Here is a 22016-nt window from a genome sequence, read left to right on the forward strand (position 1 = left end):
GCCGAAGCGATTCGGGGCTATAGCTCAGCTGGGAGAGCGCTTGCATGGCATGCAAGAGGTCGACGGTTCGATCCCGTCTAGCTCCACCAATTCGATGCGCATGCATCGCTCAGGGTCAGCCTGGTGCTGGCCCTGCTGTTCGAAGGTTCTGTCCCCTTCGTCTAGTGGCCTAGGACACCGCCCTTTCACGGCGGTAACAGGGGTTCGAGTCCCCTAGGGGACGCCACTTTCAAGTTTCCCGCACTGCGGGCTTTTCAAGGGTCATTCCAGCTTGGGATGGCCCTTTTGTTTTTCCCTCCCTTGAAAAAATCGACGCCGACGAATGGTGCAGCAGCCGGCTTGTCAGTTTGAATTACGCATATAATATTATATGTGTAATTTTATGGGAGGTCGTCATGAGTGACAAAAAGGCCCAGACCCGTGAGCGCATTCTGCAGGCTGCCGCTTCAGCCTTGTTGCAGCACGGCCCGCAGGAGCCCGGCGTAGCGGATGTGATGGCCGCCGCCGGGCTTACGGTGGGTGGCTTCTACGCCCATTTCGGCAGCAAGGATGCGCTGATGCTGGAAGTCTTCGAGCAGCTGCTGCGCAAGCGCCGCGACCTGATGGCGCTGGTCGACCCGCGTCTTCCCGGCAAGGAACGGCGCGCGCTGGCCGCTGGCTTCTACTTGTCGCGCAAGCACCGGGACGCCAATCGCACAGGCTGCCCGCTGCCCAGTTCCTTGAGTGCGGTGCCGCAGCTGCCGGGAGCATACAGGGAGCTGCTGGCGGAGCATCTGGAGCTGCTCAGTGCCCAGATGTGCGAGCGCCCCGAGGAGGTCGACAAGGCTCTTGCCGACATCGTCCTGATGGTGGGTGGCATGGCCCTGGCTCGAGCCCTGGGTGAGAGCGAGCTGTCCGATCGAGTACTGCGTGCCGCCAAGTCGGCGGTCATCTGAGGAACGGAACCATGAACAACCTGAGCCTGATCCGCGGACTCCATGCCACTTTGGGCCGCCTGGCGCCGAAGACTATCGCCCGGCGCATGCGCCGCCAGTTCATGACGCCGCGCAACCTGCCCCCGCGGGACTGGGAAATGCCGCTGCTCGGCAGCTCCGAGCGGATAACCCTGCGCTTCGGCCTGTCCGCCTTGCGCTGGGGCAGTGGTCCGACCGTACTGTTGATGCATGGCTGGGAAGGACGTCCCACCCAATTCGCCAGCCTGATCGAGGCCCTGGTCGGGGCGGGCTACGGCGTGGTGGCGCTGGATGCTCCTGCCCATGGCCGCTCGCCGGGGCGCGAAGCCAATGTGGTGCTCTTCGCCCGGGCCTTGCTGGAGGCCGCCGGCGAGCTGCCGCCATTGCAGGCGGTGATCGGGCATTCCATGGGCGGCGCGAGCGTCTTGCTGGCCAGCCAGATGGGGCTGCGTGCCAGGGCCCTGGTGAGCATTTCCGCGCCAAGCCGCATTCTGGGGCCGTTGCGGAGCTTCGCCAGCTTCATGGGGCTGCCGCCCAGGGCGAGGGCGCATTTCGTCAGTCAGGTGGAAAGCCATGCGGGTATTCTGGCGGCGCAGCTGGATGTACAGCGCTATCAGCTGGACATTCCCGGCCTGGTGGTTCATGCCGAGGATGACCCGGTGGTTCCGGTGGGTGATGCCCGGGTAATCCACGATGCCTGGTTCGACAGCCAATTGCTGCGCCTGGAGCAGGGCGGCCATCAGCGTCTGCTGGCCGACGCCCGGCTGATCGCGGCGGTGCTCGGGTTGCTGGCACAGGTTGGTGAGCCCCGCATCGCGATGGACGTCCTGCGTTGAGCCTCGGTGGGGCTGGCAGGTGACCTGCCGTCAGTGCTCTACTTCCCAGGTTCGCTGACCCGGGACACGGGGTCGGGAACATTGCAATGGGAGAGCTGAGATGAGCCTGACGATGGATGTGGTGCTGCAGCGGGCGCGACCGGTTCTGCCCGTGCTGGTGATCGAGGATACCGGGCTCGCCCTGGACCTCGCGGGGGCGCTGAGCGCTGGGGGCGTGGAAGTGCTGGAAGTGACCCTGCGTACGCCGCGCGCGCTGGATGCGCTGGCGGCGATCCGCAAGGAGTTCCCGGACCTGCTGGTGGGGGCGGGCACCCTGATCCACACCGAACAATTTATCGAGGCGCGCGACGCCGGAGCGCATTTCGCCGTCAGCCCGGGCTGCACCGAACGCCTCGCGGCGGCTGCCGAGGACTCCGGCCTGCCTTACCTGCCCGGCGTGATAACGCCGTCCGAGGTCCTGCTGGCGCTGGAGTACGGCTACCGCTCGCTGAAACTGTTCCCGGCCAATGGCAATGGCAGCGTGAAGATGCTGAAAAGCCTCAAGGGCCCCTTCACCGGCATCCGTTTCTGCCCCACTGGCGGTGTGACTCCGGACAACCTGCTGAGCTTCCTGCGCCTGCCCAACGTGGTCTGCGTCGGTGGCACCTGGATCGCGCCGTCCAGCCTGATTCGCGCCCGCGCTTGGGACCAGATCACCCAACTCGCCGCCGAAGCCCGCGAACTGGCCAGCAGCCTGGAGCTCCATTCATGAACTGGGATATGCCCGATCCTTTCGTCATCGATATCAAGGTTGTCGCGGAGGACATCGACGGTCTCGGCCACGCCAACAATGCGGTCTACGTCAGCTGGCTGGAGCGCTGCGCCTGGCGCCATTCCCAGAGCCTGGGCCTGGACCTGGCCGAATACCGCCGCCTGGACCGCGCCATGGCCGTGTTGCGGCATGAAATCGACTACCTGGCCGCGGCCTACGAGGATCAGGAGCTGCAGATGGCCACCTGGATCGTCGAATCGGACCAGCGCCTGAAGATGGACCGGCGTTTCCAGCTGCTGCGCCCGGGAGATGGCACAACCCTGCTGCGGGCCAGGACCACCTTCGTCTGCATCGAACTCTCCAGTGGCAGGCCCAAGCGTATGCCGGTGGAGTTCATCGAAGGCTATGGGCGGGCCGTGCAACCGCCGTTCCCGCTGGAGCTCTGAGGCTCAGTCCGCCGCCGGTGCGAGGAATACCTCGCCCTCGTTCTGCACGATGCGCAGGTGGCGGATCTCGCCGGGTTGGATGATGGCCGACTGTGCGCCGCTGTCGGGCTGATCCGTGCAATGGCCCGAGCCCTTCGGGCTGACCCGCAGGGTCACCTCGCCGGCGAGCACGGGAATGCTCACCGACTGGCCGGGGGCTATTTGCGCCACCAGCTCGTCCTGTACGTAAAGGTCGATGTCGCAGGCGTTCGGGGCGTTCTCATCGCGGCTGACCAGCAGTTCGCCAAAGGCGTCCGGCGCCGGTTGCAGCGGGGGCGACATGATCGCTTCGCTGGCGGCGAATACCGCTGTGGTGGCCAGTGTAAGCGCGGCAAGGACGGGTACGAGGGAATTCATCCTGGCAGTTCTCCTGCGCCGAATCGGTGAGAATTCGACCGCCAGTCCCGCCGGATGCTCCCCGGGATATTCGCCGTCCGTCATGCTGCGTAAACTACGCGCCTTTTTTCCTGCGAGCCTGTCATCCATGCAAATCGCCCTGGCCCCGATGGAGGGGCTGGTCGACGAGATCCTACGTGATGTGCTGACCCGTGTCGGCGGCATCGACTGGTGCGTGACCGAATTCATCCGGGTCTGCGACCGCCTGCTGGCGGCCAGCACCTTCGAGAAGCTGGCCCCGGAACTGGCCGAGGGCGCGCGCACCCGCGCCGGTACGCCGATGCGTGTGCAACTGTTGGGTTCCGACCCGGTCTGCCTCGGCGATAACGCTGCCTTCGCCTGTGAACTGGGCGCCCCTGTGATCGACCTCAACTTCGGCTGCCCGGCGAAGACGGTGAACAAGTCCCGTGGCGGCGCCGTGTTGCTCAAGGAGCCGGAACTGCTGCATGCCATCGTTTGCGAGGTGCGCCGTGCGGTGCCGGCGGGCATCCCGGTGACAGCGAAGATGCGTCTCGGTTTCGACAGCCCGGATGGCGCCCTGGACTGCGCACGGGCCCTGGCCGAAGGAGGCGCGCAGCAGATCGTGGTGCATGCGCGGACCAAGGTCGAGGGCTACAAGCCGCCGGCGCACTGGGAGTGGGTGGCGCGGGTGCAGGAAGCGGTCAAGGTGCCGGTTTTCGCCAATGGCGAGGTCTGGACCCTGGACGACTGGCGTCGCTGCCGCGAGGTGAGCGGCGTGGAAGACATCATGCTTGGCCGCGGCCTGGTCTCGCGCCCCGACCTGGCGCGGCAGATCGCCGCTGCGCGCTCGGGCGAGCCGGTGCGGGAAATGACCTGGGGCGAGCTCCGGCCGCTGCTCCAGGACTTCTGGCGCCAGGCCCGGCGCAAGCTGGCGCCGCGCTATGCGCCGGGGCGCCTGAAGCAATGGCTGGGCATGCTCACCCGTAGCTATCCCGAGGCGGTGGCGCTGTTCGCCGAGGTGCGCCGGGAGAACGACTGCGCGCGGATCGATGGGCTGCTCGGGGTGCCGCACCTGGAGCGGGAATGGGCCGAGGCCGTCTGAGGCGCTTGTGAGGGCAGGGGGTCAGCGCCCGCCCGCCACATCAAGTAAGGCTCCGCTGGTATAGGAGGCCTCTTCGCTGGCCAGCCAGAGAATCGCGCTGGCCACTTCCTCCGCCTCGCCACCGCGTCCCATGGGCACGGCCTGGCGCACCCGCTCGACCCGGTCCGGTTCGCCACCGCTGGCATGGATTTCGGTGCGAATCACCCCCGGCCGCACGGCATTGACGCGAATCCCCTCGCTGGCCAGTTCCTTGGCCAGGCCCAGGGTCATGCTGTCGACGGCGCCCTTGGCGGCTGCGTAGTCGATGTATTCGTTGGGCGCGCCGATGCGGGCGGCGATGGAGGACAGGTTGACGATGGCGCCACCCGGGCCGCCATGGCGCGTGGACATACGCTTGATGGCTTCCCGGGCGCAGAGGAAGCTGCCGATCACATTGGCCCTCAGCACGCGCTCGAAGCGGGCGGCATCCATGTCTTCCAGGCGCATCTGCCGTTCCAGCATGCCGGCGTTGTTCACCAGCACATCCAGCCTGCCGAATTCCCGGTCCAGGCGTTCGAACATCGCCACTACCTGGGCTTCGTCGCCGACATCGGCACATAGGGCCAGGGCGCGGCCGCCCGCCCCCTCGATCTCGCGCACCAGTGCCAGGGCCGCCTCCCGCTGTTGGCGGTAATTGATGCCCAGGGCGTAGCCGCGCTGTGCGGCGAGCCGGGCGGTGGCGGCACCGATGCCGCGACTGGCACCGGTGATCAGCATGACTTTCTGCATGAAATGTCCTCGAAGACTTGAATTGCGTTCGGGCGTCCCTATCTAGGTTACTGCGGGATGCCGAAGTCGGGTCCCGCGATCGAAACACTTGCTGATTATTCAGGAGATCATCATGAGCACTGCATTCTCTCTCGCCCCCCTGTTCCGTCATTCCGTGGGCTTCGACCGCTTCAACGACCTGTTCGAGTCGGCCCTGCGCAATGAGTCCGGCAGCACCTATCCGCCCTACAACGTCGAGAAGCATGGCGACGACCAGTACCGCATCGTCATAGCCGTGGCCGGCTTCCAGGAAGAAGACCTGGACCTGCAGGTCGAGCGTGGCGTGCTGGCGGTCAGCGGCGGCAAGCGCGAGAAGACCGACGACGCCGTCACCTACCTGCACCACGGCATCGCCCAGCGCGCGTTCAAGCTGTCCTTCCGCCTGGCCGACCATATCGAGGTCAGGGGTGCCGCCTTGCAGAATGGCCTGCTGAACATCGACCTGGTGCGCGTGGTACCGGAAGAGGCCAAGGCCAAGCGCATCCCGATCAACGGGCAGCGCGCCGTGCTGGAAAACTGATGGTCACCCACTGAAACCGGAAGAGGGCGCCTGCGGGCGCCCTTTTTCATTGGCGTGTTTCGCCTCGGCACCCGGGTTTCGGTGCGCACGGCGCACCCTGTCGGGCACGACCTTGGCGTAGGGTGCGCCATGCGCACCATCAAGGGTTTCAGACTGGCGTTGACCGCTGCAGGCTGTGGGCCAGCAGGGCGCGGAACTCGGCCAGGGGCAGCGGCTTGCTGTACAGGTAGCCCTGGTAGAGGTGGCAGCCCTGCTGCTCGAGAAAGGCCAGTTGGTCGACGCGCTCCACGCCCTCGGCTATGGTTTCCAGCCCCAGGCTGCGGGCCATGGCCACTATGGCGCGGATGATCTCGGCATCGTTGGGGTCCTTGCTGGCCTCGCGGACGAAGGATTGGTCGATCTTCAGGGCGTCCACCGGCAGGCGTTTGAGATAGGTCAGCGACGAGTAGCCGGTGCCGAAATCGTCCATGGCGAAGCTCACCCCCAGCTTCTTCAGGCGACGCATCTTGCCGACGGTGTCGTCCAGGTTCTGGATGACGACACCTTCGGTGATTTCCAGCTTCAGCATCCGTGCCGGCAGGCGGACCCGTTCAAGGCTGCGCTCGACCCGTTCGACGAAGTCGCTCTGGCGGAACTGGCGGGGGCTGATGTTCACGCACAGGCTGAAGTCGCTGGCATCGGCCAGTTCCTCGGCCACCAGTTGTTCGCAGGCGTTGCAGGCCTCGGCCAGCACCCAGGCACCCACATCCAGGATCAGCCCGCTCTCTTCCAGCACCCGGATGAACTGCGCCGGCGATTGCGCGCCGAGGGTGGGGTGCTGCCAGCGGAGCAGGGCCTCGGCGCCGACCACGCGGTTGTCGCGGGCATCCACCTGGGGCTGGAAGTGCAGCTCGAACTCGCCACGGGCCAGCGCCAGGCGCAGGTCGCTCTCCAGTCGCAGGCGCTCGCTGGCGGCGTCCTGCATGGTGCTGCGGAAAATCTGGATGGCGTTGCGGCCGGAGTCCTTGGCGCGGTACAGGGCGATGTCGGCGCGCTTGAGCAGGTCCGCCGGGCTGGCGCCGTGGTCAGGGATCAGGGCGATGCCGATGCTCGGCGTGACCTGCAGGCGGTGGCCGTCCAGCAGCATGGGTTCGGCCAGTAGCTGGCGCAGTTTGTCGGCGATCACGCGAACCTGGCGGGTGACCTCGGAGCGTCTGCCCTCCAGGCCGGTGAGCAGTACCACGAACTCGTCGCCGCCCAGGCGCGCAACCGTGTCTTCCAGCCGCACGCTGGCCTCCAGGCGGGCGGTGACCATTTGCAGCACCGCATCGCCCAGGGGATGGCCGAGGGAGTCGTTGATGTGCTTGAAGTGGTCGAGGTCGAGGAAGAGCAGGGCGCCGCGCATATGGTGGCGTTGCAGCAGGGCGATCTGCTGTGTCAGGCGGTCGGTCAGCAGGGCGCGGTTGGGCAGGTTGGTCAGCGGGTCGTGGTAGGCCAGGTGGCGGATCTGCGCCTGGGCGTCCTTCAGGGCGCTGACGTCGCGGGCGGTGAGTAGCAGGCAGGGCGTACCCTCGAGGTCGATCTGCTCCACCGAGACCTCCACTACCTTCTGGCTGCCGTCGCGGTGCTGGCCGAGCATCTCCAGGTGGTGCACCCGGCCATTGCGCTGGAGCAGTTCGATCATCTGGTCCCGTTCCTGCGGTCGTGCCCAGATCTTCATCTCGCCGGCGGTGCGACCCAGCACCTCTTCCGCGCGGTAGCCGGTCAGGCGGCAGAAGCCCTCGTTGACCTCGATGTAGCGGCCGGTATCGCGCTCGGTGATGGTGATGGCGTCGGGGCTGGAGTGGAATGCCTTGGCGAACTTCTCCTGGCTGGCCTTGAGGGCAGCTTCGGCCTGCTGGCGCGCGGTGATGTCGCGGAAGGTGGTGGTGATGCAGAGTTGGCGCTCGACGCGGATGAAGCGGCTGGATACCACGCAGGTCAGCACGCGGCCGCCACGGGTCAGGAAGCGCGCCTCGACATTGTCCAGGCCCTGGTCGCGCAGCAGCTCGCCGAACAGCTGCTTGCGCTGCTCGGGCTCGGCCCAGAAATTCGCCTCGCGGCCGCTGCGGCCGATGATCTGCTCCGGTTGCCAGCCGAACACTTCGCTGAAGCTGGGGTTGATTTCGATGAATACACCGTCGCGGATGCGCGAGACGCAGATAGGGTCCGGGCTTGCCTGGAACAGGGTGGCGAATTTCTCCTCCGAGGCCGCCAGGCGCTGTTCGCGGCGCACCCGCTCGCTGATGTCCATGAGGATGCCGGTCATGCGCAAGGGAAGACCTGACTCGTCGCGGTAGAGCCTGGCGGTGCTTTCCAGGTAGTGCACCTCGCCATCGCTGAAGCGGCTGCGATAGGTCACCTGGTATTCGTTGCCACGCCCCTCCAGCAGTTCCTGGTAGGCGCGCCGCATGCTCTGGCGGTCCTCCTCCGGCACGCAGACGAAAAACTCGCGGAACTCCCCTTCGAAAGGCTTCTCGTCCAGACCATGCAGGGCCGAGGCGCGGGCGGAGCCATAGAGCATGCCATCGGCGATATGCCAGTCCCAGGTGCCGAGTTCGGCGGACTCCAGGGCCAGGGTCAGACGTTCCCGGCTTTCGTCCAGGGCCTTTTCCTGGGCGCGTTGCCGCGTGATGTCGCGGGCCGTCAACACCAGGCAGGTGCGGCCGTCCAGTTCGATCTCCTCGCCGTAGAGCAAGCAGATGCCGAGCTGGCCGTCGCGGTGTTTCAGCTTGACTTCCAGATCCCTGAGGCTGCCGTCCCGCTGGAGGGTGTCGAGCATCACCTGGCGTTGCGCCGGGTCTTCCCAGATGCCCAGCTCCAGGGAGCTGCGGCCAATGGTTTCGTCCTTGCTCCAGCCGAACTGGCGCTCGAAGCCGGCATTCACCTCGATGAAGCGACCGCTGGCGCGATCGGTGATCACCACCGCGTCCGGAGTGCTGCGGAAGGCCTTGGCGAACTTCTCTTCGCTGATGCGCAGGGCATGCTCGGCGCGCTTGCGTTCGGTGGTGTCGAGGAAGGTGCTGATCAGGTAGGGCTGGCCTTCCAGTTCGATGTACTGGCTGGACAGCACGCCGTCGAGAACGCCGCCGGCGCGGGTGCGCAGTTTCACTTCCTGGCAGAGCGGAGCGCTGCTGCCGCGGGCATTGCGGTGCAGCCATTCGCGCTGGCCGAGGTCGTGCCAGATACCCAGTTCGAGGGTGGTGCGGCCGATGGTTTCGGAAACCGGCCAGCCGAGCAGGTTTTCGAAATGCTGGTTGGCTTCGACTATCAGGCTGTCGCTGAGGCGAACCAGCAGTACCACGTCGGGGCTCAGGTGAAACAGGCTGGAGTAGCGCCGTTGGGAACTGGCGAGATCCTGGGCGCGTTGCTGTTGCGTGGTGACGTCGCGTATCACCCCGATCATCTGTTGCCTGCCGCCGGCCTGCGGCTGCAGGCTGCCGCTGACTTCCAGCCAGCGCAGGCTGCCGTCCGGCCAGCGGATGCGGTGGCGCAATGCGCGCTCGGCCTGGCGCCCGGCCAGGGCTTCCCGAAACTGCCGCAGCACTTCGCCGCGATCGTCTTCCGGAATCAGCTGGATGTAGTCGACCGCTTCGCTCAGCGACTGGTGCGGGTCGAGGCCGAAAAGTGCCTGGGCGCCGCGGGACCAGCTGACCCGGCCACTGTCGATATCCCAGGACCAGGCACCCAGCCGTGCGCCGTTCAGTGCGGCCAGCAGGCTGGGAGCGTCCTGCCAGGATTGCTCGAAGGCGATGGGGTCGAGGGCGGGGATATGGGGAAGCGGAGGATTCGGGTCACTGGCTTTGCGCATGCGCGCCCCTTTCCGGCGATCGGGCAGATGATCGGGTCGGTGAATGACGGACCGCTGCCGGCGTCTTCCCGACCCTGTATTTATGCAGTGCGCCTGAACTTAGCCTTTGCCGTTACAGGTACGCAAGGTTGTCGCGCTGGGCGTCGAGCAGGGCCATGAAGGCCTTGGCGGCGTTGGACAGGGTGCGTTCGGTGTGCAGGATGTAGCCGAGCTGGCGGGACAGCTGGATGTCCTGCAACGGCAGGCGCACCACCGAGTCGTCGAGCATGGTGCGCGGCAGCACGCTCCAGGCGATGCCGATGGAGACCATCATCTTGATGGTTTCCATGTAGTTGGTGCTCATGGCGATGTTCGGTGTCAGGCCCTCGGCCTCGAACATGCGGCGGACGATGTGGTGGGTGAAGGTGTTGCCGCCGGGGAAGACCGCCGGATGCCGCGCCACGTCGGGCAGGAAGATGGTCTTGTCGCGGGCCAGGGGGTGTTCCGGCGCGGCGACGAAGTCCAGCGGGTCGTTCCATACCGGCACCGCCTGCACCGGCAGCGCGGTTTCCGGGGCCAGGGTGATCACCGCCAGTTCGACACGGCCATGCAGGATCTCCTCGTAGGCCACTTCCGAATCGAGGAACTGGATGTCCAGCGCCACCTGCGGGTAGGCCTTGGTGAACGCGCGCAACAGCGGCGGCAGGCGGTGCAGGCCGATGTGGTGGCTGGTGGCCAGGGTCAGGCGGCCGCTGATGTCGCCGGAAAGGTTGCTCAGGGCCCTGCGTGTGTCGTCCAGCACATTGAGGATCTGATAGGCCCGGGGGAGCAGGGCGCGCCCGGCTTCGGTCAGGCTCACCTCGCGGCCGAGGCGGTCGAACAGCCGCACGCTGAGCTGCTGCTCGAGGGAGGCTATGCGCTTGCTCACCGCTGGTTGGGTCAGGTGCAGGCGTTCCCCCGCTTCGGAGAAGCTGCCGGTTTCGGCGATGGCGATGAAGGCGTTGAGGCTGGCGAGATCCAATTTCTTGAGCTCCAGGCGGCAGGTTTTCAAGCCGCAAGCGGGGCGGTAGGGAGGCTTGCTCACGGCGTGAAGGTTGTAGCTTATTTCTATTCCAGAATGGAATCCTTTGGATAAAAAATATGAATTTGAGTTATTCGATGCAAGCCCCTAGGATCGACCCCACAAGCAAAAGGGGCATTCGACCCCTGCGCAACGAAGCAAGCTGATGAGGACCTGAAGATGGCCGGCAAGACGCTCTACGACAAGCTCTGGGATGCTCACGAGGTGAAGCGCCGCGACGATGGTTCGTCGCTGATCTACATCGACCGACACATCCTCCACGAAGTGACCTCGCCGCAGGCCTTCGAAGGGCTGCGCCTGGCCGGGCGCAAGCCCTGGCGCGTCGATGCCAACATCGCCACCCCGGACCACAACGTGCCGACCACCCGTGCCGAGCGCCAGGGCGGCCTCGAGGCCATCGCCGACGAAGTCTCGCGCATCCAGGTCAAGACCCTGGACGAGAACTGCGATGACTTCGGCATCCTCGAGTTCAAGATGAACGACGTGCGCCAGGGCATCGTCCACGTGGTGGGCCCGGAGCAGGGCGCCACCCTGCCGGGCATGACCGTGGTCTGCGGCGACTCCCACACCTCCACCCATGGCGCCTTCGGTGCCCTGGCCCACGGCATCGGCACCTCCGAGGTCGAACACGTGCTGGCCACCCAGTGCCTGGTGGCGAAGAAGATGAAGAACATGCAGGTGCGCGTGGAGGGCAAGCTGCCCACCGGCGTCACCGCCAAGGACATAGTGCTCGCGGTGATCGGCAAGATCGGTACCGCGGGTGGCAACGGCCATGCCCTGGAGTTCGCCGGCAGCGCCATCCGCGAGCTGTCCGTCGAAGGCCGCATGACCATCTGCAACATGGCCATCGAGGCCGGTGCCCGCGTCGGCCTGGTGGCGGTGGACGAGAAGACCATCGCCTATGTCGAAGGCCGCCCCTTCGCGCCCAAGGGCGCCGACTGGGACAAGGCCGTGGCCGCCTGGCGCGACCTGGTGTCCGACGCCGACGCGCATTTCGATACCGTGGTCGAACTGCGCGCGGAAGACATCATTCCCCAGGTCAGCTGGGGTACCTCGCCCGAGATGGTGCTGCCGGTCGATCAGCGCGTGCCGGACCCGGCCGCCGAGGCCGACCCGGTCAAGCGCGGCTCCATCGAGCGCGCCCTGAAGTACATGGGCCTGACCGCCAACCAGGCGATCACCGATATCCAGCTGGACCGCGTGTTCATCGGCTCCTGCACCAACTCGCGCATCGAAGACCTGCGCGCCGCCGCCGAGGTGGCCAAGGGCCGCAAGGTCGCCGCGACCGTCAAACAGGCGCTGGTGGTGCCGGGCTCGGGCCTGGTCAAGCAGCAGGCCGAGAAGGAAGGCCTGGACAAGATCTTCATCGAGGCCGGCTTCGAATGGCGTGAGCCGGGCTGCTCCATGTGCCTGGCGATGAACCCGGATCGCCTGGAGAGCGGCGAGCATTGCGCGTCCACCTCCAACCGCAACTTCGAGGGGCGCCAGGGCGCCGGTGGCCGTACCCACCTGGTCAGCCCGGCCATGGCCGCCGCCGCCGCGGTGACCGGTCGTTTCGTCGATGTTCGCGAGTTGCTCAAGTAAGGAAGGAGAGTCGAGATGAAAGCCTTTACCCAACACACCGGTCTCGTCGCTCCGCTGGATCGCGCCAACGTCGACACCGACCAGATCATTCCCAAGCAATTCCTGAAATCCATCAAGCGCACCGGCTTCGGCCCCAACCTGTTCGACGAGTGGCGCTACCTGGATGTCGGCCAGCCGAACCAGGACAACTCCAAGCGTCCGCTGAACCAGGATTTCGTGCTGAACTTCCCGCGCTACCAGGGCGCCAGCGTGCTGCTCGCCCGCGAGAACTTCGGCTGCGGCTCCAGCCGCGAGCACGCACCCTGGGCCCTGGACGAGTACGGTTTTCGCGCCATCATCGCGCCGAGCTACGCCGACATCTTCTTCAACAACAGCTTCAAGAACGGCCTGCTGCCGATCATCCTGAAGGACGAGGAAGTCGACGAGCTGTTCAAGCAGTGCGAAGCCACCGAGGGCTACCAACTGACCGTCGACCTCGCGGCGCAGACCGTGACCCGTCCGGACGGCAAACAGTACGGCTTCGAAGTGGACGCCTTCCGCAAGCACTGCCTGCTCAATGGCCTGGACGACATCGGCCTGACCCTGCAGGACGCCGAGGCGATCAAGGCCTTCGAAACCAAGTACCGCCAGAACAGCCCCTGGCTGTTCCGCGACGCCTGAAGCAGGGGCGGAACCGACATGAGCGACAAAGCCCACGAGCAGGTGGTACAGCGCCAGTTCGGCGAGCAGGCCAATGCCTACCTGAGCAGCGCCGTGCACGCCCAGGGCGTGGAATTCTCGCTGCTGCAGGCGGCGGTCGAAGGCCGTGGCGACGCGCGCGTGCTCGACCTCGGTTGCGGCGCCGGGCATGTCAGCTTCCACGTCGCACCGCTGGTCGGCGAAGTGGTGGCCTATGACCTGTCCGAACAGATGCTCGAGGTGGTGGCCACGGCCGCCGCCGAGCGCGGCCTGGCCAACGTGCGTACCGAGCGCGGGGCGGCCGAACGCTTGCCCTTTGCCGACGCCAGCTTCGATTTCGTCTTCAGCCGCTATTCGGCGCACCACTGGAGCGACCTCGGCCTCGCCCTGCGCGAAGTGCGCCGGGTACTGAAACCGGGCGGCGTGGCGGCTTTCATCGACGTGGCCTCGCCCGGCAGCCCGCTGCTCGACACCCATCTGCAAACGGTGGAAGTGCTGCGCGACACCAGCCATGTGCGCGATTATTCCGCGACCGAATGGCTGCAGCAGGTCAGCGAGGCGGGCCTGTTCGTCACCCGCCACACGCGTCAGCGCCTGCGCCTGGAGTTCGCCTCCTGGATTGCGCGCATGCGCACCCCGGAAGTCTTCCGCGATGCCATCCTCGCCCTGCAGAGCGCGGTGGGCGAGGAAGTACGGGATTATTTCGAGATTGCCGCGGACGGTTCCTTCAGCACCGATGTTCTGGTGCTCTGGGCCGAACGCTGAGAATTGACGGCGCCGCGGCGCCTATTAATGGATGAGGAAAGCATGAGCAAGCAGATTCTGGTTCTCCCCGGTGACGGTATCGGTCCGGAGATCATGGCCGAGGCGGTCAAGGTGCTGGAGCTGGCCAACGACAAGTTCCAGCTCGGCCTCGAACTGGTCGAGGACGTCATCGGCGGCGCCGCCATCGACAAGCATGGCGTGCCCCTGGCCGATGAAACGCTGGAGCGCGCGCGCAAGGCCGATGCCGTGCTGCTGGGCGCCGTGGGTGGCCCGAAGTGGGACAAGATCGAGCGCGACATCCGCCCCGAGCGCGGCCTGCTGAAGATCCGTTCGCAGCTGGGCCTGTTCGCCAACCTGCGCCCGGCCATCCTCTATCCGCAACTAGCCGAGGCTTCCAGCCTCAAGCCGGAAGTGGTGGCCGGCCTGGATATCCTCATCGTCCGCGAGCTGACCGGCGGCATCTACTTCGGCCAGCCCCGCGAGCAGCGCGTGCTGGAGAACGGCGAGCGCCAGGCCTATGACACCCTGCCGTACAGCGAGAGCGAAATCCGCCGCATCGCCCGCGTCGGCTTCGACATGGCTCGCGTGCGCAACAAGAAGCTGTGCTCGGTGGACAAGGCCAACGTCCTCGCCTCCAGCCAGCTGTGGCGCGAAGTGGTGGAAGAGGTGGCCAAGGATTATCCGGACGTCGAGCTCAGCCACATGTACGTCGACAACGCCGCCATGCAACTGGTCCGCGCGCCCAAGCAGTTCGACGTGATGGTCACCGACAACATGTTCGGCGACATCCTGTCGGATGAGGCTTCCATGCTCACCGGTTCCATCGGCATGCTGCCTTCGGCCTCGCTGGATTCGAACAACAAGGGTATGTACGAACCCTGCCACGGCTCGGCGCCGGACATCGCCGGACAGGGCATCGCCAACCCGTTGGCGACCATACTCTCTGTATCGATGATGCTGCGCTACAGCTTCAACCAGACCGCTGCCGCCGACGCCATCGAGAAGGCCGTCAGCCTGGTGCTGGACCAGGGGCTGCGGACCGGCGATATCCACTCCGCCGGTGCGACCAAGGTCGGTACTCGCGAAATGGGCGATGCAGTGGTCGCGGCCCTGCGGAATCTGTAATCTGTCGGGCCCGCTGGTGCTCCAGCGGCCCACTTTTTCAAGAAAGGTGTAGTTGTCATGAAGCGTGTAGGTCTGATCGGTTGGCGCGGCATGGTGGGTTCCGTGCTCATGCAGCGAATGCTGGAAGAGCGGGACTTCGACCTGATCGAGCCGGTGTTCTTCACCACTTCCAATGTCGGTGGCCAGGGGCCCGCGGTCGGCAAGGACATCGCCCCGTTGAAGGATGCCTACAGCATCGACGAGCTGAAGAGCCTCGATGTGATCCTGACCTGCCAGGGCGGCGACTACACCAACGAGGTGTTCCCCAAGCTGCGTGAAGCCGGTTGGCAGGGTTACTGGATCGATGCCGCCTCCAGCCTGCGCATGCAGGATGACGCGGTGATCGTCCTCGATCCGGTGAACCGCAAGGTCATCGACCAGCAACTGGATGCGGGCACCAAGAACTACATCGGCGGCAACTGCACCGTCAGCCTGATGCTGATGGCCCTGGGCGGCCTGTTCGAAGCCGGCCTGGTGGAGTGGATGAGCGCCATGACCTACCAGGCGGCCTCCGGCGCCGGCGCGCAGAACATGCGTGAGCTGATCAAGCAGATGGGTGCCATCAACGGTGCGGTGGCGGACGACCTGGCCAACCCGGCCAGCGCCATCCTCGACATCGACCGCAAGGTGGCCGAAGCCATGCGCGGCGAAGACTTCCCCACCGAGAACTTCGGTGTGCCGCTGGCTGGCAGCCTGATCCCCTGGATCGACAAGGAACTGCCCAACGGCCAGAGCCGCGAAGAGTGGAAGGGCCAGGCCGAGACCAACAAGATCCTGGGTCGCTTCAAGAGCCCGATCCCGGTGGATGGCATCTGCGTGCGCATCGGCGCCATGCGCTGCCACAGCCAGGCGCTGACCATCAAGCTGAACAAGGATGTGCCGATCGCCGACATCGAAGGCATGATCAGCCAGCACAACCCCTGGGTGAAACTGGTGCCGAACCAGCGCGAGATCAGCATGCGCGAGCTGACTCCGACCGCCGTGACCGGCACCCTGAGCGTTCCGGTCGGCCGTCTGCGCAAGCTCAACATGGGTTCGCAGTACCTCGGCGCCTTCACTGTCGGCGACCAGCTCCTCTGGGGCGCCGCCGAACCGCTGCGCCGCATGCTGCGCATCCTGCTGGAGCGCTGATGGTTCGCGGGGCGTCGACAAGGCTCGTCGGCGCTTCCTGAGCTTCGATTGCCTGGGCGCGGGAGTGGCGGTTAAAGTGCCGCTCCCCGCACTGCCAGAAGTAATTCCCCATGAGCCAGCCCCTCGACATCGCCGTTATCGGCGCCACCGGCACCGTTGGCGAGACCCTCGTCCAGCTCCTCGAAGAGCGGGAGTTCCCGGTCGGTACCCTGCATCTGCTCGCCAGTGGCGAATCCGCCGGCGCCTCGGTGCCCTTCAAGGGGCGCAACCTGCGGGTGCGGGACGTGGCCGACTTCGATTTTTCCCAGGTGAAACTGGCCTTCTTCGCCGCTGGCGAGTCGGTGACTCGCAGCTTCGCCTCGCGCGCAACCGCCGCGGGCTGTTCGCTGATCGACCTGTCCGGCGCCCTCGACGCGAGCGAGGCGCCGAGCCTGGTGCCCGAGGCCAACCCCCAGCTGCTGCAAGGCCTGGCCGCGCCCTATCGGCTGACCAGTCCCAGTGCTTCCGCCGTGGCGCTGGCCTGTGTGCTGGCACCTCTCAAGGATCTGCTCGAGCCCCGGCGTCTCAGCGTGATGGCCAGCCTCGCGGTCTCCAGCCGAGGTCGCGAAGGTGTGACCGAACTGGCCCGCCAGACCGCCGAGCTGCTCAATGCACGGCCGCTGGAGCCGCGCTTCTTCGATCGCCAGATAGCCTTCAATATCCTGGCCCAGGCCGGCACGCCGGATGCCGACGGGCACATCGCCCTGGAGCGCCGCCTGGCGGGGGAGATCAAGCAACTGCTCGGTGCGCCCGCGTTGCGCGTCGCCGCCACCTGTGCCCTGGCGCCGGTGTTCTTCGGCGACAGCCTGGCGGTGTCCCTCGTGGCCGATGACGAAGTGGACCTCGCTGCCGTTCGCGCACATCTGGCGCAGGCGCCGGGTGTCGAATTGGTGGAGGAGGGCGACTATCCGACCGCTGTCGGCGACGCCGTGGGGCAGGATTCGGTATATGTGGGGCGAGTCCGAGGTGGGGTGGATGACCCTTGCGAACTCAATTTGTGGATTGCTTCAGATAATGCAAGAAAAGGCGCTGCGCTCAATGCTGTGCAGTCGGCCGAGTTGTTGATAAAACACTATCTGTCAAAGATACTTACCTGAAAATTTGTAGAGCTATTCTAGCTTGACAATACTGGCTTGGTTGATGGGGAGCCGCCGTTCAGGCGTGCGCAGGCAGCGACTAAAGACCCTCCTCTCGCGCTGCGAGAAAAAGATAAAACAAGGGAATCACTCTATGGTTCGGGTTCGCAAACTTGTGCTGGCAATCGCGGCTGCATCCGCGCTGACTTCGGGCATGGCCAACGCCCTCGGGCTCGGCGAAGTCACGCTGCGCTCTTCCTTGAACCAGCCCCTGGATGCGGAGATCGAGCTGCTCGAGGTGCGCGACCTGGCTTCGGCCGAAGTCAAGCCGAGCCTGGCGCCGCCGGAAGAGTTCTCCAAGGCCGGAGTCGACCGCCAGTACTTCCTGCAGGACCTCAAGTTCACCCCCGTGGTCAAGGCCAACGGCCGCAGCGTCATCCGGGTGACTTCGAGCAAACCGATCCGCGAACCCTATCTGAACTTCCTGGTCGAGGTGCTCTGGCCCAGTGGCCGCCTGCTGCGCGAATACACGCTGCTTCTCGACCCGCCGCTCTACTCGCCCCAGGCCGCGGCAGCCGCTGTGCCCCAGGTTCCCGTCGCCGCGCCCGCCCAGGCGCCGCGTCCTTCCGTCGCCCAGTCCGCCGCCCCGGTTCGCAGCGCTCCGGCCGCTCCCGCCGCTGCGCCGCGCCCGAGTGCACCCGCTCCCGCTGCGGCACCCAAGGCGCGGGATGACCAGTACCGTACCAGCTCCCGCGACACCCTCTGGGAAATCGCCGAGCGCACCCGTGCCAGCGGCTCGGTGCACCAGGCCATGCTGGCGATCCAGGACCTGAACCCCGATGCCTTCGTCGACGGCAATATCAATCGCCTGAAGAGCGGCCAGGTTCTCCGCCTTCCCGATGAAAGCCAGATCGCCAGCCGTAGCCAGGCCGAAGCCATTGCCCAGGTCCAGGCGCAGAACACGGCCTGGCGCGAAGGTCGCAGCCTGGCCGGGGAGGGCAAGCGTCAGCTCGATGCCACCAAGCGCAGCACTGCCGACGCCGCTCCCGAGAAAGTTGAAACACAGGACAGCCTGCGCCTGGTGTCCGCCAGCAACGGCAAAGCCTCCAGTGGTAGCGACAAGGGCGTCAATGGCGAAAGCAAGGCGCTCAGCGACAAGCTGGCGGTGACCCAGGAAAGCCTGGATTCGACCCGTCGTGAGAATGACGAGCTGAAGAGTCGCCTGGATGACCTGCAAAGCCAGATGGACAAGCTGCAACGCCTGATCCAGCTCAAGGACGATCAGCTCGCCCGCCTCCAGTCCAATATGACCGCGCAGGGCCAACAGGCACCGGCTGCAACTGCGCCTGAGGAATCCACCCAGGTCGCCGAGGCTCCCGCACAACCGGCTCCTGCCGCCCCGAGCGCCCCTGCCGCCGCGGAAGCGGCCCAGGCCCCCGCCGCGGAAGCCCAGGCACCTGCCCAGCCCGCGGCACCCGTTCAATCGACTGCCCCGGCGGAAGTCGCAGCCCCGGCGCAACCTGAAGTGCCTGCCCAGCCCGAGGCGCCGGCTGCCGCGCAGCCCGCCGCGCCCACCGAACCGGTTCAGACCGCTCCGGCCGCGCCAGTGGCCGAGCCGCCGCAGTCCAGCATCATCGACGATGTGCTGGCCAATCCGATGCTGCTCCTGCTCGCCGGCGGCAGCGCGCTGGTGGCTCTGCTGGTTCTGCTGATGGTGATATCCCGCCGCAACGCGCTGAAGGAGAGCGAGCTGCAGAACAGCCTGGCGGCGCAGGATGACGAGAACAGCCTCGACAGCGACCTCGATCTCAAGGACGACAGCTTCTCCGCCTTCGACAGTTCCGTTCTGGATGTCGCCGTGGCCGATACCCCGGAGGCCGCCCCGGCCAAGGCAGACGAGCAAGTCACCGCGCAGACCAGCGATGTGATCAGCGAGGCCGACATCTATATCGCCTACGGCCGCTTCAACCAGGCTGCCGAACTGCTGCAAGGCGCCATCAATGAAGAGCCCCACCGCAGCGACCTGCGCCTGAAACTCATGGAAGTCCATGCCGAGCTGGGCGACCGGGAAGGCTTCGCCCGCCAGGAACACGAGCTTCGCGAAATCGGCGGCGACGCCGGCGAGGTCGAGCAACTGAAAGGCAAGTACCCGGCCATGGCAGCAGCGGCCGTCGCGGCCACCGCCGTGGGCCTGGCAGCGGCCGATGACCTCGACAGCTTCAGTCTCGACGATCTGACTCTGGACGATGCTCCGCAGGCCGCTCCCGCAGCCGCTGGCGCGGACCAGGACGACGCCTTCGACCTGAGTCTCGACGACCTCGATTCCGACCTGGGTCTGGATCTGGTCGACGAGAAGCCCGCGGCGATCCAGCCTGCCGCGGCTCCGGTGAATGAACTGAGCCTGGACGATCTGGAATTCGACGACCTGGCCGAACCGGCCAAGGCCGCCGACGACCTGGATTTCGACCTGGACATCGGTTCCGCTGACGAGCTGTCGAGCGGCGGCGAGCCTTTGGGGCTCAGCGACGACCTCGCGGATTTCAGCCTTGATCTGGAGCCTGTCGCCCAACCGGCAAGCGCCGATGAGGACGAGTTCCTGCTCAGCCTGGACAGCGACCTCGATATGCCGCTGGCCGTGGAGGAGCCTGTCGCACCGGCAGCCGAGGCAACCGGCGCCGGCCTGCTGGACCTGCCGGCGGACTTCGATCTGTCCCTGCCCGACGAGCCGGTCGCCGAGCCGCTGGCCGACAATGACAGCTTCGCGGCCCAGCTGGATGAGGTCAGTGCCGAGCTGGACCAGCTTTCCGGCAGCCTCCAGCAGCAGGCGGAGCCGGTTGCCGTGCTGGCAGCCGAGAGGGTGGAACAGGACCTGGGTGAGGAAGACGATTTCGATTTCCTCTCCGGTACCGACGAAACCGCGACCAAACTGGACCTGGCTCGCGCCTATATCGACATGGGTGACACCGAAGGTGCTCGCGACATCCTCGACGAAGTGATGTCCGAGGGGAACGACACCCAGCAACAGGAAGCGCGCGAACTGATCGCACGACTCAGCTGATAGATGACAGAAGCAGTACCCGCAGCGGCAGCCCCTGAGGCTGCCGCTGGCATTTACAGAATCGCCCTCGGCGTCGAATACAAGGGTTCCCGCTATCGTGGCTTCCAGCGCCAGGCCGCGGGTGTGCCCTCGATCCAGGGGGCCCTCGAGAAGGCACTTACCCGGGTGGCGGGCGGCGTGCCCGTAGCCATCACCTGCGCCGGCCGTACCGACGCCATGGTTCATGCCAGTGGGCAGGTGGTGCACTTCGATACCCCGGTCGCGAGGACCGAGCACGCCTGGATAATGGGCGCCAACGCCAACCTGCCACCGGATATCAGCGTGACCTGGGCCAAGGAGATGCCGGCGAGCTTCGACGCCCGTTTCAGTGCCATGGCCCGGCGTTACCGCTACGTGATCTACAACGACGCGATCCGTCCGGCGCATATGGCCGAGGAAGTGACCTGGAACCATCGTCCCCTGGATCTGCAGCGGATGCGCGAAGCGGCTCGCTGCCTGGTGGGCACCCATGACTTCAGTGCATACCGCGCGACCCAGTGCCAGGCGAAATCGCCGATCAAGACGGTGCATCACCTGGAACTGATCGAGCATGGGCGCCTGATCGTCCTGGATATCCGCGCCAACGCCTTCCTCCACCACATGGTGCGCAACATCGCCGGGGTATTGATGACCATCGGTGCCGGCGAGCAGCCGGTGGAGTGGGCCAGGCAGGTCCTGGACGGGCGTATCCGGCGGGAGGGCGGGGTCACCGCGCATCCTTACGGGCTCTATCTGGTGCGGGTGGAATACCCGGAAGAATTCGAGATCCCGCAGCGTTACCTGGGCCCGCACTTTCTTTCCGGCTTGCCGGAAGCAGTGGGCTGACGCTGCTCCGGGCCTTTGCTAACATCCTTGGTCTTTCCCCTGCAGGTGTCCGCATCTTGTCAGCTGTTCGCATCAAAATCTGTGGCATCACCCGAATCGAAGACGCCCTGGCGGCGGTCGCCGCCGGCGCTGATGCCATAGGCCTGGTGTTCTACCCCGGGAGCCCGCGGGCGGTGACCCCGGCCCAGGCCAAGGCCATAGTCGCGGCGCTGCCCCCCTTCGTGACCAGTGTCGGGCTCTTCGTCGACATGCCCAGGGAGGAGCTGCAACAGGTCCTGGCCGAGGTGCCGCTTGATCTGCTGCAGTTCCACGGCGACGAAACCCCCGAAGACTGCAGCGGCCACGGTCGTCCCTACATCAAGGCGCTGCGGGTCAAGCCGGGGGACGATATCGCCGCCGCCATCGCCGCCTATCCCGAAGCCGCCGGCATTCTGCTGGACACCTACGTCCCGGGCACCCCGGGCGGCACGGGTGAGGCCTTCGATTGGGACCTGGTGCCCCAGGATGCGGCAAAGCCGCTGGTGCTGGCCGGCGGCCTCACCCCGGAGAATGTGGCTGATGCGGTGCGCCGGGTGCGTCCCTACGCGGTGGATGTGAGCGGCGGCGTCGAAGCCGGCAAGGGCATCAAGGATCCGGCGAAGATCCAGGCCTTCATCCAGCGGGCACGTTCCTGAAATGTATTTCGCGGTAACTTTCACCGCGCGGCGCCCTGGCGCGTCTCCTGCATATGTGACGGACGGCGTTTCGCTGCCGTCCATAAGCGAGTTGCCCGGGCAGGCGAAGCCTGTCGGGTCGCGTGGCAAGGCTGCGACGAACGGGCCTGTTTCTTACAAGGGCGATGGTGAAGCCATCGCCGGGGTGACTCCCGGGAATTCCATGACTGCCGGGGTCGCAATGATGAATTCGCTCAAGGACATGCGCGGGGCAATGAACCGCTAGCGCGTGTTCGGGCCTGAA

19 protein-coding genes and 2 tRNA genes are annotated in these 22016 nt (G+C 66.0%); 17 read left to right on the forward strand and 4 right to left on the reverse strand.

The window, feature by feature from the left end:
* Positions 1-13 precede the first annotated feature (13 nt).
* The 6 genes from ACFPU0_RS05815 (at position 14) to ACFPU0_RS05840 (ending at position 2986) form a co-directional block, all read left to right on the forward strand.
* Positions 14-89: transfer RNA gene (locus tag ACFPU0_RS05815), tRNA-Ala, on the forward strand.
* A gap of 61 nt (positions 90-150) precedes the next feature.
* Positions 151-226, forward strand: a tRNA-Glu gene (locus tag ACFPU0_RS05820).
* A gap of 169 nt (positions 227-395) precedes the next feature.
* Positions 396-935 (forward strand): TetR/AcrR family transcriptional regulator, encoded by a 540-nt coding sequence (locus ACFPU0_RS05825; protein WP_377691855.1) that lies wholly within the window; start codon positions 396-398, stop codon positions 933-935.
* 11 nt (positions 936-946) lie between these two features.
* Positions 947-1789, forward strand: coding sequence for an alpha/beta hydrolase (locus ACFPU0_RS05830; protein WP_377691856.1), 843 nt, complete (start codon positions 947-949; stop codon positions 1787-1789).
* Between the two features lie 100 nt (positions 1790-1889).
* Entirely contained in the window at positions 1890-2540 is a 651-nt protein-coding gene (locus ACFPU0_RS05835) for a bifunctional 4-hydroxy-2-oxoglutarate aldolase/2-dehydro-3-deoxy-phosphogluconate aldolase (protein WP_377691857.1), read from the forward strand.
* Positions 2537-2986 (forward strand): acyl-CoA thioesterase, encoded by a 450-nt coding sequence (locus ACFPU0_RS05840; protein WP_377691858.1) that lies wholly within the window; start codon positions 2537-2539, stop codon positions 2984-2986. The genes ACFPU0_RS05835 and ACFPU0_RS05840 overlap by 4 nt, the downstream gene beginning before the upstream one ends.
* Before the next feature lie 3 nt (positions 2987-2989).
* On the opposite strand, the gene ACFPU0_RS05845 is transcribed toward ACFPU0_RS05840, so the two are convergent.
* Positions 2990-3382, reverse strand: a complete 393-nt coding sequence (locus ACFPU0_RS05845) for a hypothetical protein (RefSeq protein WP_377691860.1) — start codon at positions 3380-3382, stop codon at positions 2990-2992.
* A gap of 127 nt (positions 3383-3509) precedes the next feature.
* Here ACFPU0_RS05845 and ACFPU0_RS05850 point away from each other — a divergent pair, with 127 nt between their 5' ends.
* On the forward strand, positions 3510-4484 hold the full coding sequence (locus tag ACFPU0_RS05850) for a tRNA dihydrouridine synthase (RefSeq protein WP_377691861.1): 975 nt from the start codon (positions 3510-3512) through the stop codon (positions 4482-4484).
* A 21-nt stretch (positions 4485-4505) separates the two neighbouring features.
* Here the strand turns inward: ACFPU0_RS05850 and ACFPU0_RS05855 are convergent, their stop codons facing one another.
* Positions 4506-5252: an SDR family oxidoreductase gene (locus ACFPU0_RS05855; protein WP_377691862.1), complete on the reverse strand. Its 747-nt coding sequence runs from the start codon at positions 5250-5252 to the stop codon at positions 4506-4508.
* Positions 5253-5364: 112 nt separating this feature from the next.
* On the opposite strand from ACFPU0_RS05855, the gene ACFPU0_RS05860 reads away from it, so the two are divergent.
* Positions 5365-5811, forward strand: coding sequence for an Hsp20 family protein (locus ACFPU0_RS05860; RefSeq protein WP_377691863.1), 447 nt, complete (start codon positions 5365-5367; stop codon positions 5809-5811).
* Between the two features lie 148 nt (positions 5812-5959).
* On the opposite strand, the gene ACFPU0_RS05865 is transcribed toward ACFPU0_RS05860, so the two are convergent.
* Positions 5960-9640: an EAL and GGDEF domain-containing protein gene (locus tag ACFPU0_RS05865; RefSeq protein WP_377691865.1), complete on the reverse strand. Its 3681-nt coding sequence runs from the start codon at positions 9638-9640 to the stop codon at positions 5960-5962.
* A 112-nt stretch (positions 9641-9752) separates the two neighbouring features.
* Positions 9753-10640 carry a LysR family transcriptional regulator gene (locus tag ACFPU0_RS05870; RefSeq protein WP_377691866.1) on the reverse strand — a complete coding sequence of 296 codons (888 nt, stop codon included), beginning with the start codon at positions 10638-10640 and terminating at the stop codon, positions 9753-9755.
* A 219-nt stretch (positions 10641-10859) separates the two neighbouring features.
* On the opposite strand from ACFPU0_RS05870, the gene leuC reads away from it, so the two are divergent.
* The 9 genes from leuC to ACFPU0_RS05915 all read left to right on the forward strand — a co-directional run bounded on the left by leuC (position 10860) and on the right by ACFPU0_RS05915 (position 21733).
* Positions 10860-12284, forward strand: a complete 1425-nt coding sequence (leuC, locus tag ACFPU0_RS05875; protein ID WP_377691867.1) for a 3-isopropylmalate dehydratase large subunit — start codon at positions 10860-10862, stop codon at positions 12282-12284.
* 15 nt (positions 12285-12299) lie between these two features.
* Positions 12300-12944: a 3-isopropylmalate dehydratase small subunit gene (leuD, locus tag ACFPU0_RS05880; RefSeq protein WP_377691868.1), complete on the forward strand. Its 645-nt coding sequence runs from the start codon at positions 12300-12302 to the stop codon at positions 12942-12944.
* A gap of 18 nt (positions 12945-12962) precedes the next feature.
* Entirely contained in the window at positions 12963-13727 is a 765-nt protein-coding gene (locus ACFPU0_RS05885) for a class I SAM-dependent methyltransferase (protein ID WP_377691869.1), read from the forward strand.
* Between the two features lie 42 nt (positions 13728-13769).
* Entirely contained in the window at positions 13770-14852 is a 1083-nt protein-coding gene (leuB, locus tag ACFPU0_RS05890) for a 3-isopropylmalate dehydrogenase (protein ID WP_377691870.1), read from the forward strand.
* Between the two features lie 57 nt (positions 14853-14909).
* Positions 14910-16022: an aspartate-semialdehyde dehydrogenase gene (asd, locus tag ACFPU0_RS05895; RefSeq protein WP_377691871.1), complete on the forward strand. Its 1113-nt coding sequence runs from the start codon at positions 14910-14912 to the stop codon at positions 16020-16022.
* Positions 16023-16132: 110 nt separating this feature from the next.
* Positions 16133-17158, forward strand: coding sequence for an aspartate-semialdehyde dehydrogenase (locus tag ACFPU0_RS05900; RefSeq protein WP_377691873.1), 1026 nt, complete (start codon positions 16133-16135; stop codon positions 17156-17158).
* Positions 17159-17291: 133 nt separating this feature from the next.
* Entirely contained in the window at positions 17292-20195 is a 2904-nt protein-coding gene (locus ACFPU0_RS05905) for a FimV/HubP family polar landmark protein (protein ID WP_377691874.1), read from the forward strand.
* A 3-nt stretch (positions 20196-20198) separates the two neighbouring features.
* Positions 20199-21059 (forward strand): tRNA pseudouridine(38-40) synthase TruA, encoded by an 861-nt coding sequence (truA, locus tag ACFPU0_RS05910; RefSeq protein ID WP_377691876.1) that lies wholly within the window; start codon positions 20199-20201, stop codon positions 21057-21059.
* 56 nt (positions 21060-21115) lie between these two features.
* On the forward strand, positions 21116-21733 hold the full coding sequence (locus ACFPU0_RS05915) for a phosphoribosylanthranilate isomerase (RefSeq protein ID WP_377691877.1): 618 nt from the start codon (positions 21116-21118) through the stop codon (positions 21731-21733).
* The last annotated feature ends 283 nt before the right edge of the window (positions 21734-22016 follow it).

The sequence above is a fragment of the Pseudomonas sp. GCM10022186 genome (assembly GCF_042656385.1).
Lineage (GTDB): Bacteria > Pseudomonadota > Gammaproteobacteria > Pseudomonadales > Pseudomonadaceae > Metapseudomonas.

Coding starts and splice junctions, on each gene's coding strand:
- ACFPU0_RS05825 (WP_377691855.1), top strand. CDS start 396: ATGAGTGACAAAAAGGCCCAGACCCGTGAGCGCATTCTGCAGGCTGCC.
- ACFPU0_RS05830 (WP_377691856.1), top strand. CDS start 947: ATGAACAACCTGAGCCTGATCCGCGGACTCCATGCCACTTTGGGCCGC.
- ACFPU0_RS05835 (WP_377691857.1), top strand. CDS start 1,890: ATGAGCCTGACGATGGATGTGGTGCTGCAGCGGGCGCGACCGGTTCTG.
- ACFPU0_RS05840 (WP_377691858.1), top strand. CDS start 2,537: ATGAACTGGGATATGCCCGATCCTTTCGTCATCGATATCAAGGTTGTC.
- ACFPU0_RS05845 (WP_377691860.1), bottom strand. CDS start 3,382: ATGAATTCCCTCGTACCCGTCCTTGCCGCGCTTACACTGGCCACCACA.
- ACFPU0_RS05850 (WP_377691861.1), top strand. CDS start 3,510: ATGCAAATCGCCCTGGCCCCGATGGAGGGGCTGGTCGACGAGATCCTA.
- ACFPU0_RS05855 (WP_377691862.1), bottom strand. CDS start 5,252: ATGCAGAAAGTCATGCTGATCACCGGTGCCAGTCGCGGCATCGGTGCC.
- ACFPU0_RS05860 (WP_377691863.1), top strand. CDS start 5,365: ATGAGCACTGCATTCTCTCTCGCCCCCCTGTTCCGTCATTCCGTGGGC.
- ACFPU0_RS05865 (WP_377691865.1), bottom strand. CDS start 9,640: ATGCGCAAAGCCAGTGACCCGAATCCTCCGCTTCCCCATATCCCCGCC.
- leuC (WP_377691867.1), top strand. CDS start 10,860: ATGGCCGGCAAGACGCTCTACGACAAGCTCTGGGATGCTCACGAGGTG.
- leuD (WP_377691868.1), top strand. CDS start 12,300: ATGAAAGCCTTTACCCAACACACCGGTCTCGTCGCTCCGCTGGATCGC.
- ACFPU0_RS05885 (WP_377691869.1), top strand. CDS start 12,963: ATGAGCGACAAAGCCCACGAGCAGGTGGTACAGCGCCAGTTCGGCGAG.
- leuB (WP_377691870.1), top strand. CDS start 13,770: ATGAGCAAGCAGATTCTGGTTCTCCCCGGTGACGGTATCGGTCCGGAG.
- asd (WP_377691871.1), top strand. CDS start 14,910: ATGAAGCGTGTAGGTCTGATCGGTTGGCGCGGCATGGTGGGTTCCGTG.
- ACFPU0_RS05900 (WP_377691873.1), top strand. CDS start 16,133: ATGAGCCAGCCCCTCGACATCGCCGTTATCGGCGCCACCGGCACCGTT.
- ACFPU0_RS05905 (WP_377691874.1), top strand. CDS start 17,292: ATGGTTCGGGTTCGCAAACTTGTGCTGGCAATCGCGGCTGCATCCGCG.
- truA (WP_377691876.1), top strand. CDS start 20,199: ATGACAGAAGCAGTACCCGCAGCGGCAGCCCCTGAGGCTGCCGCTGGC.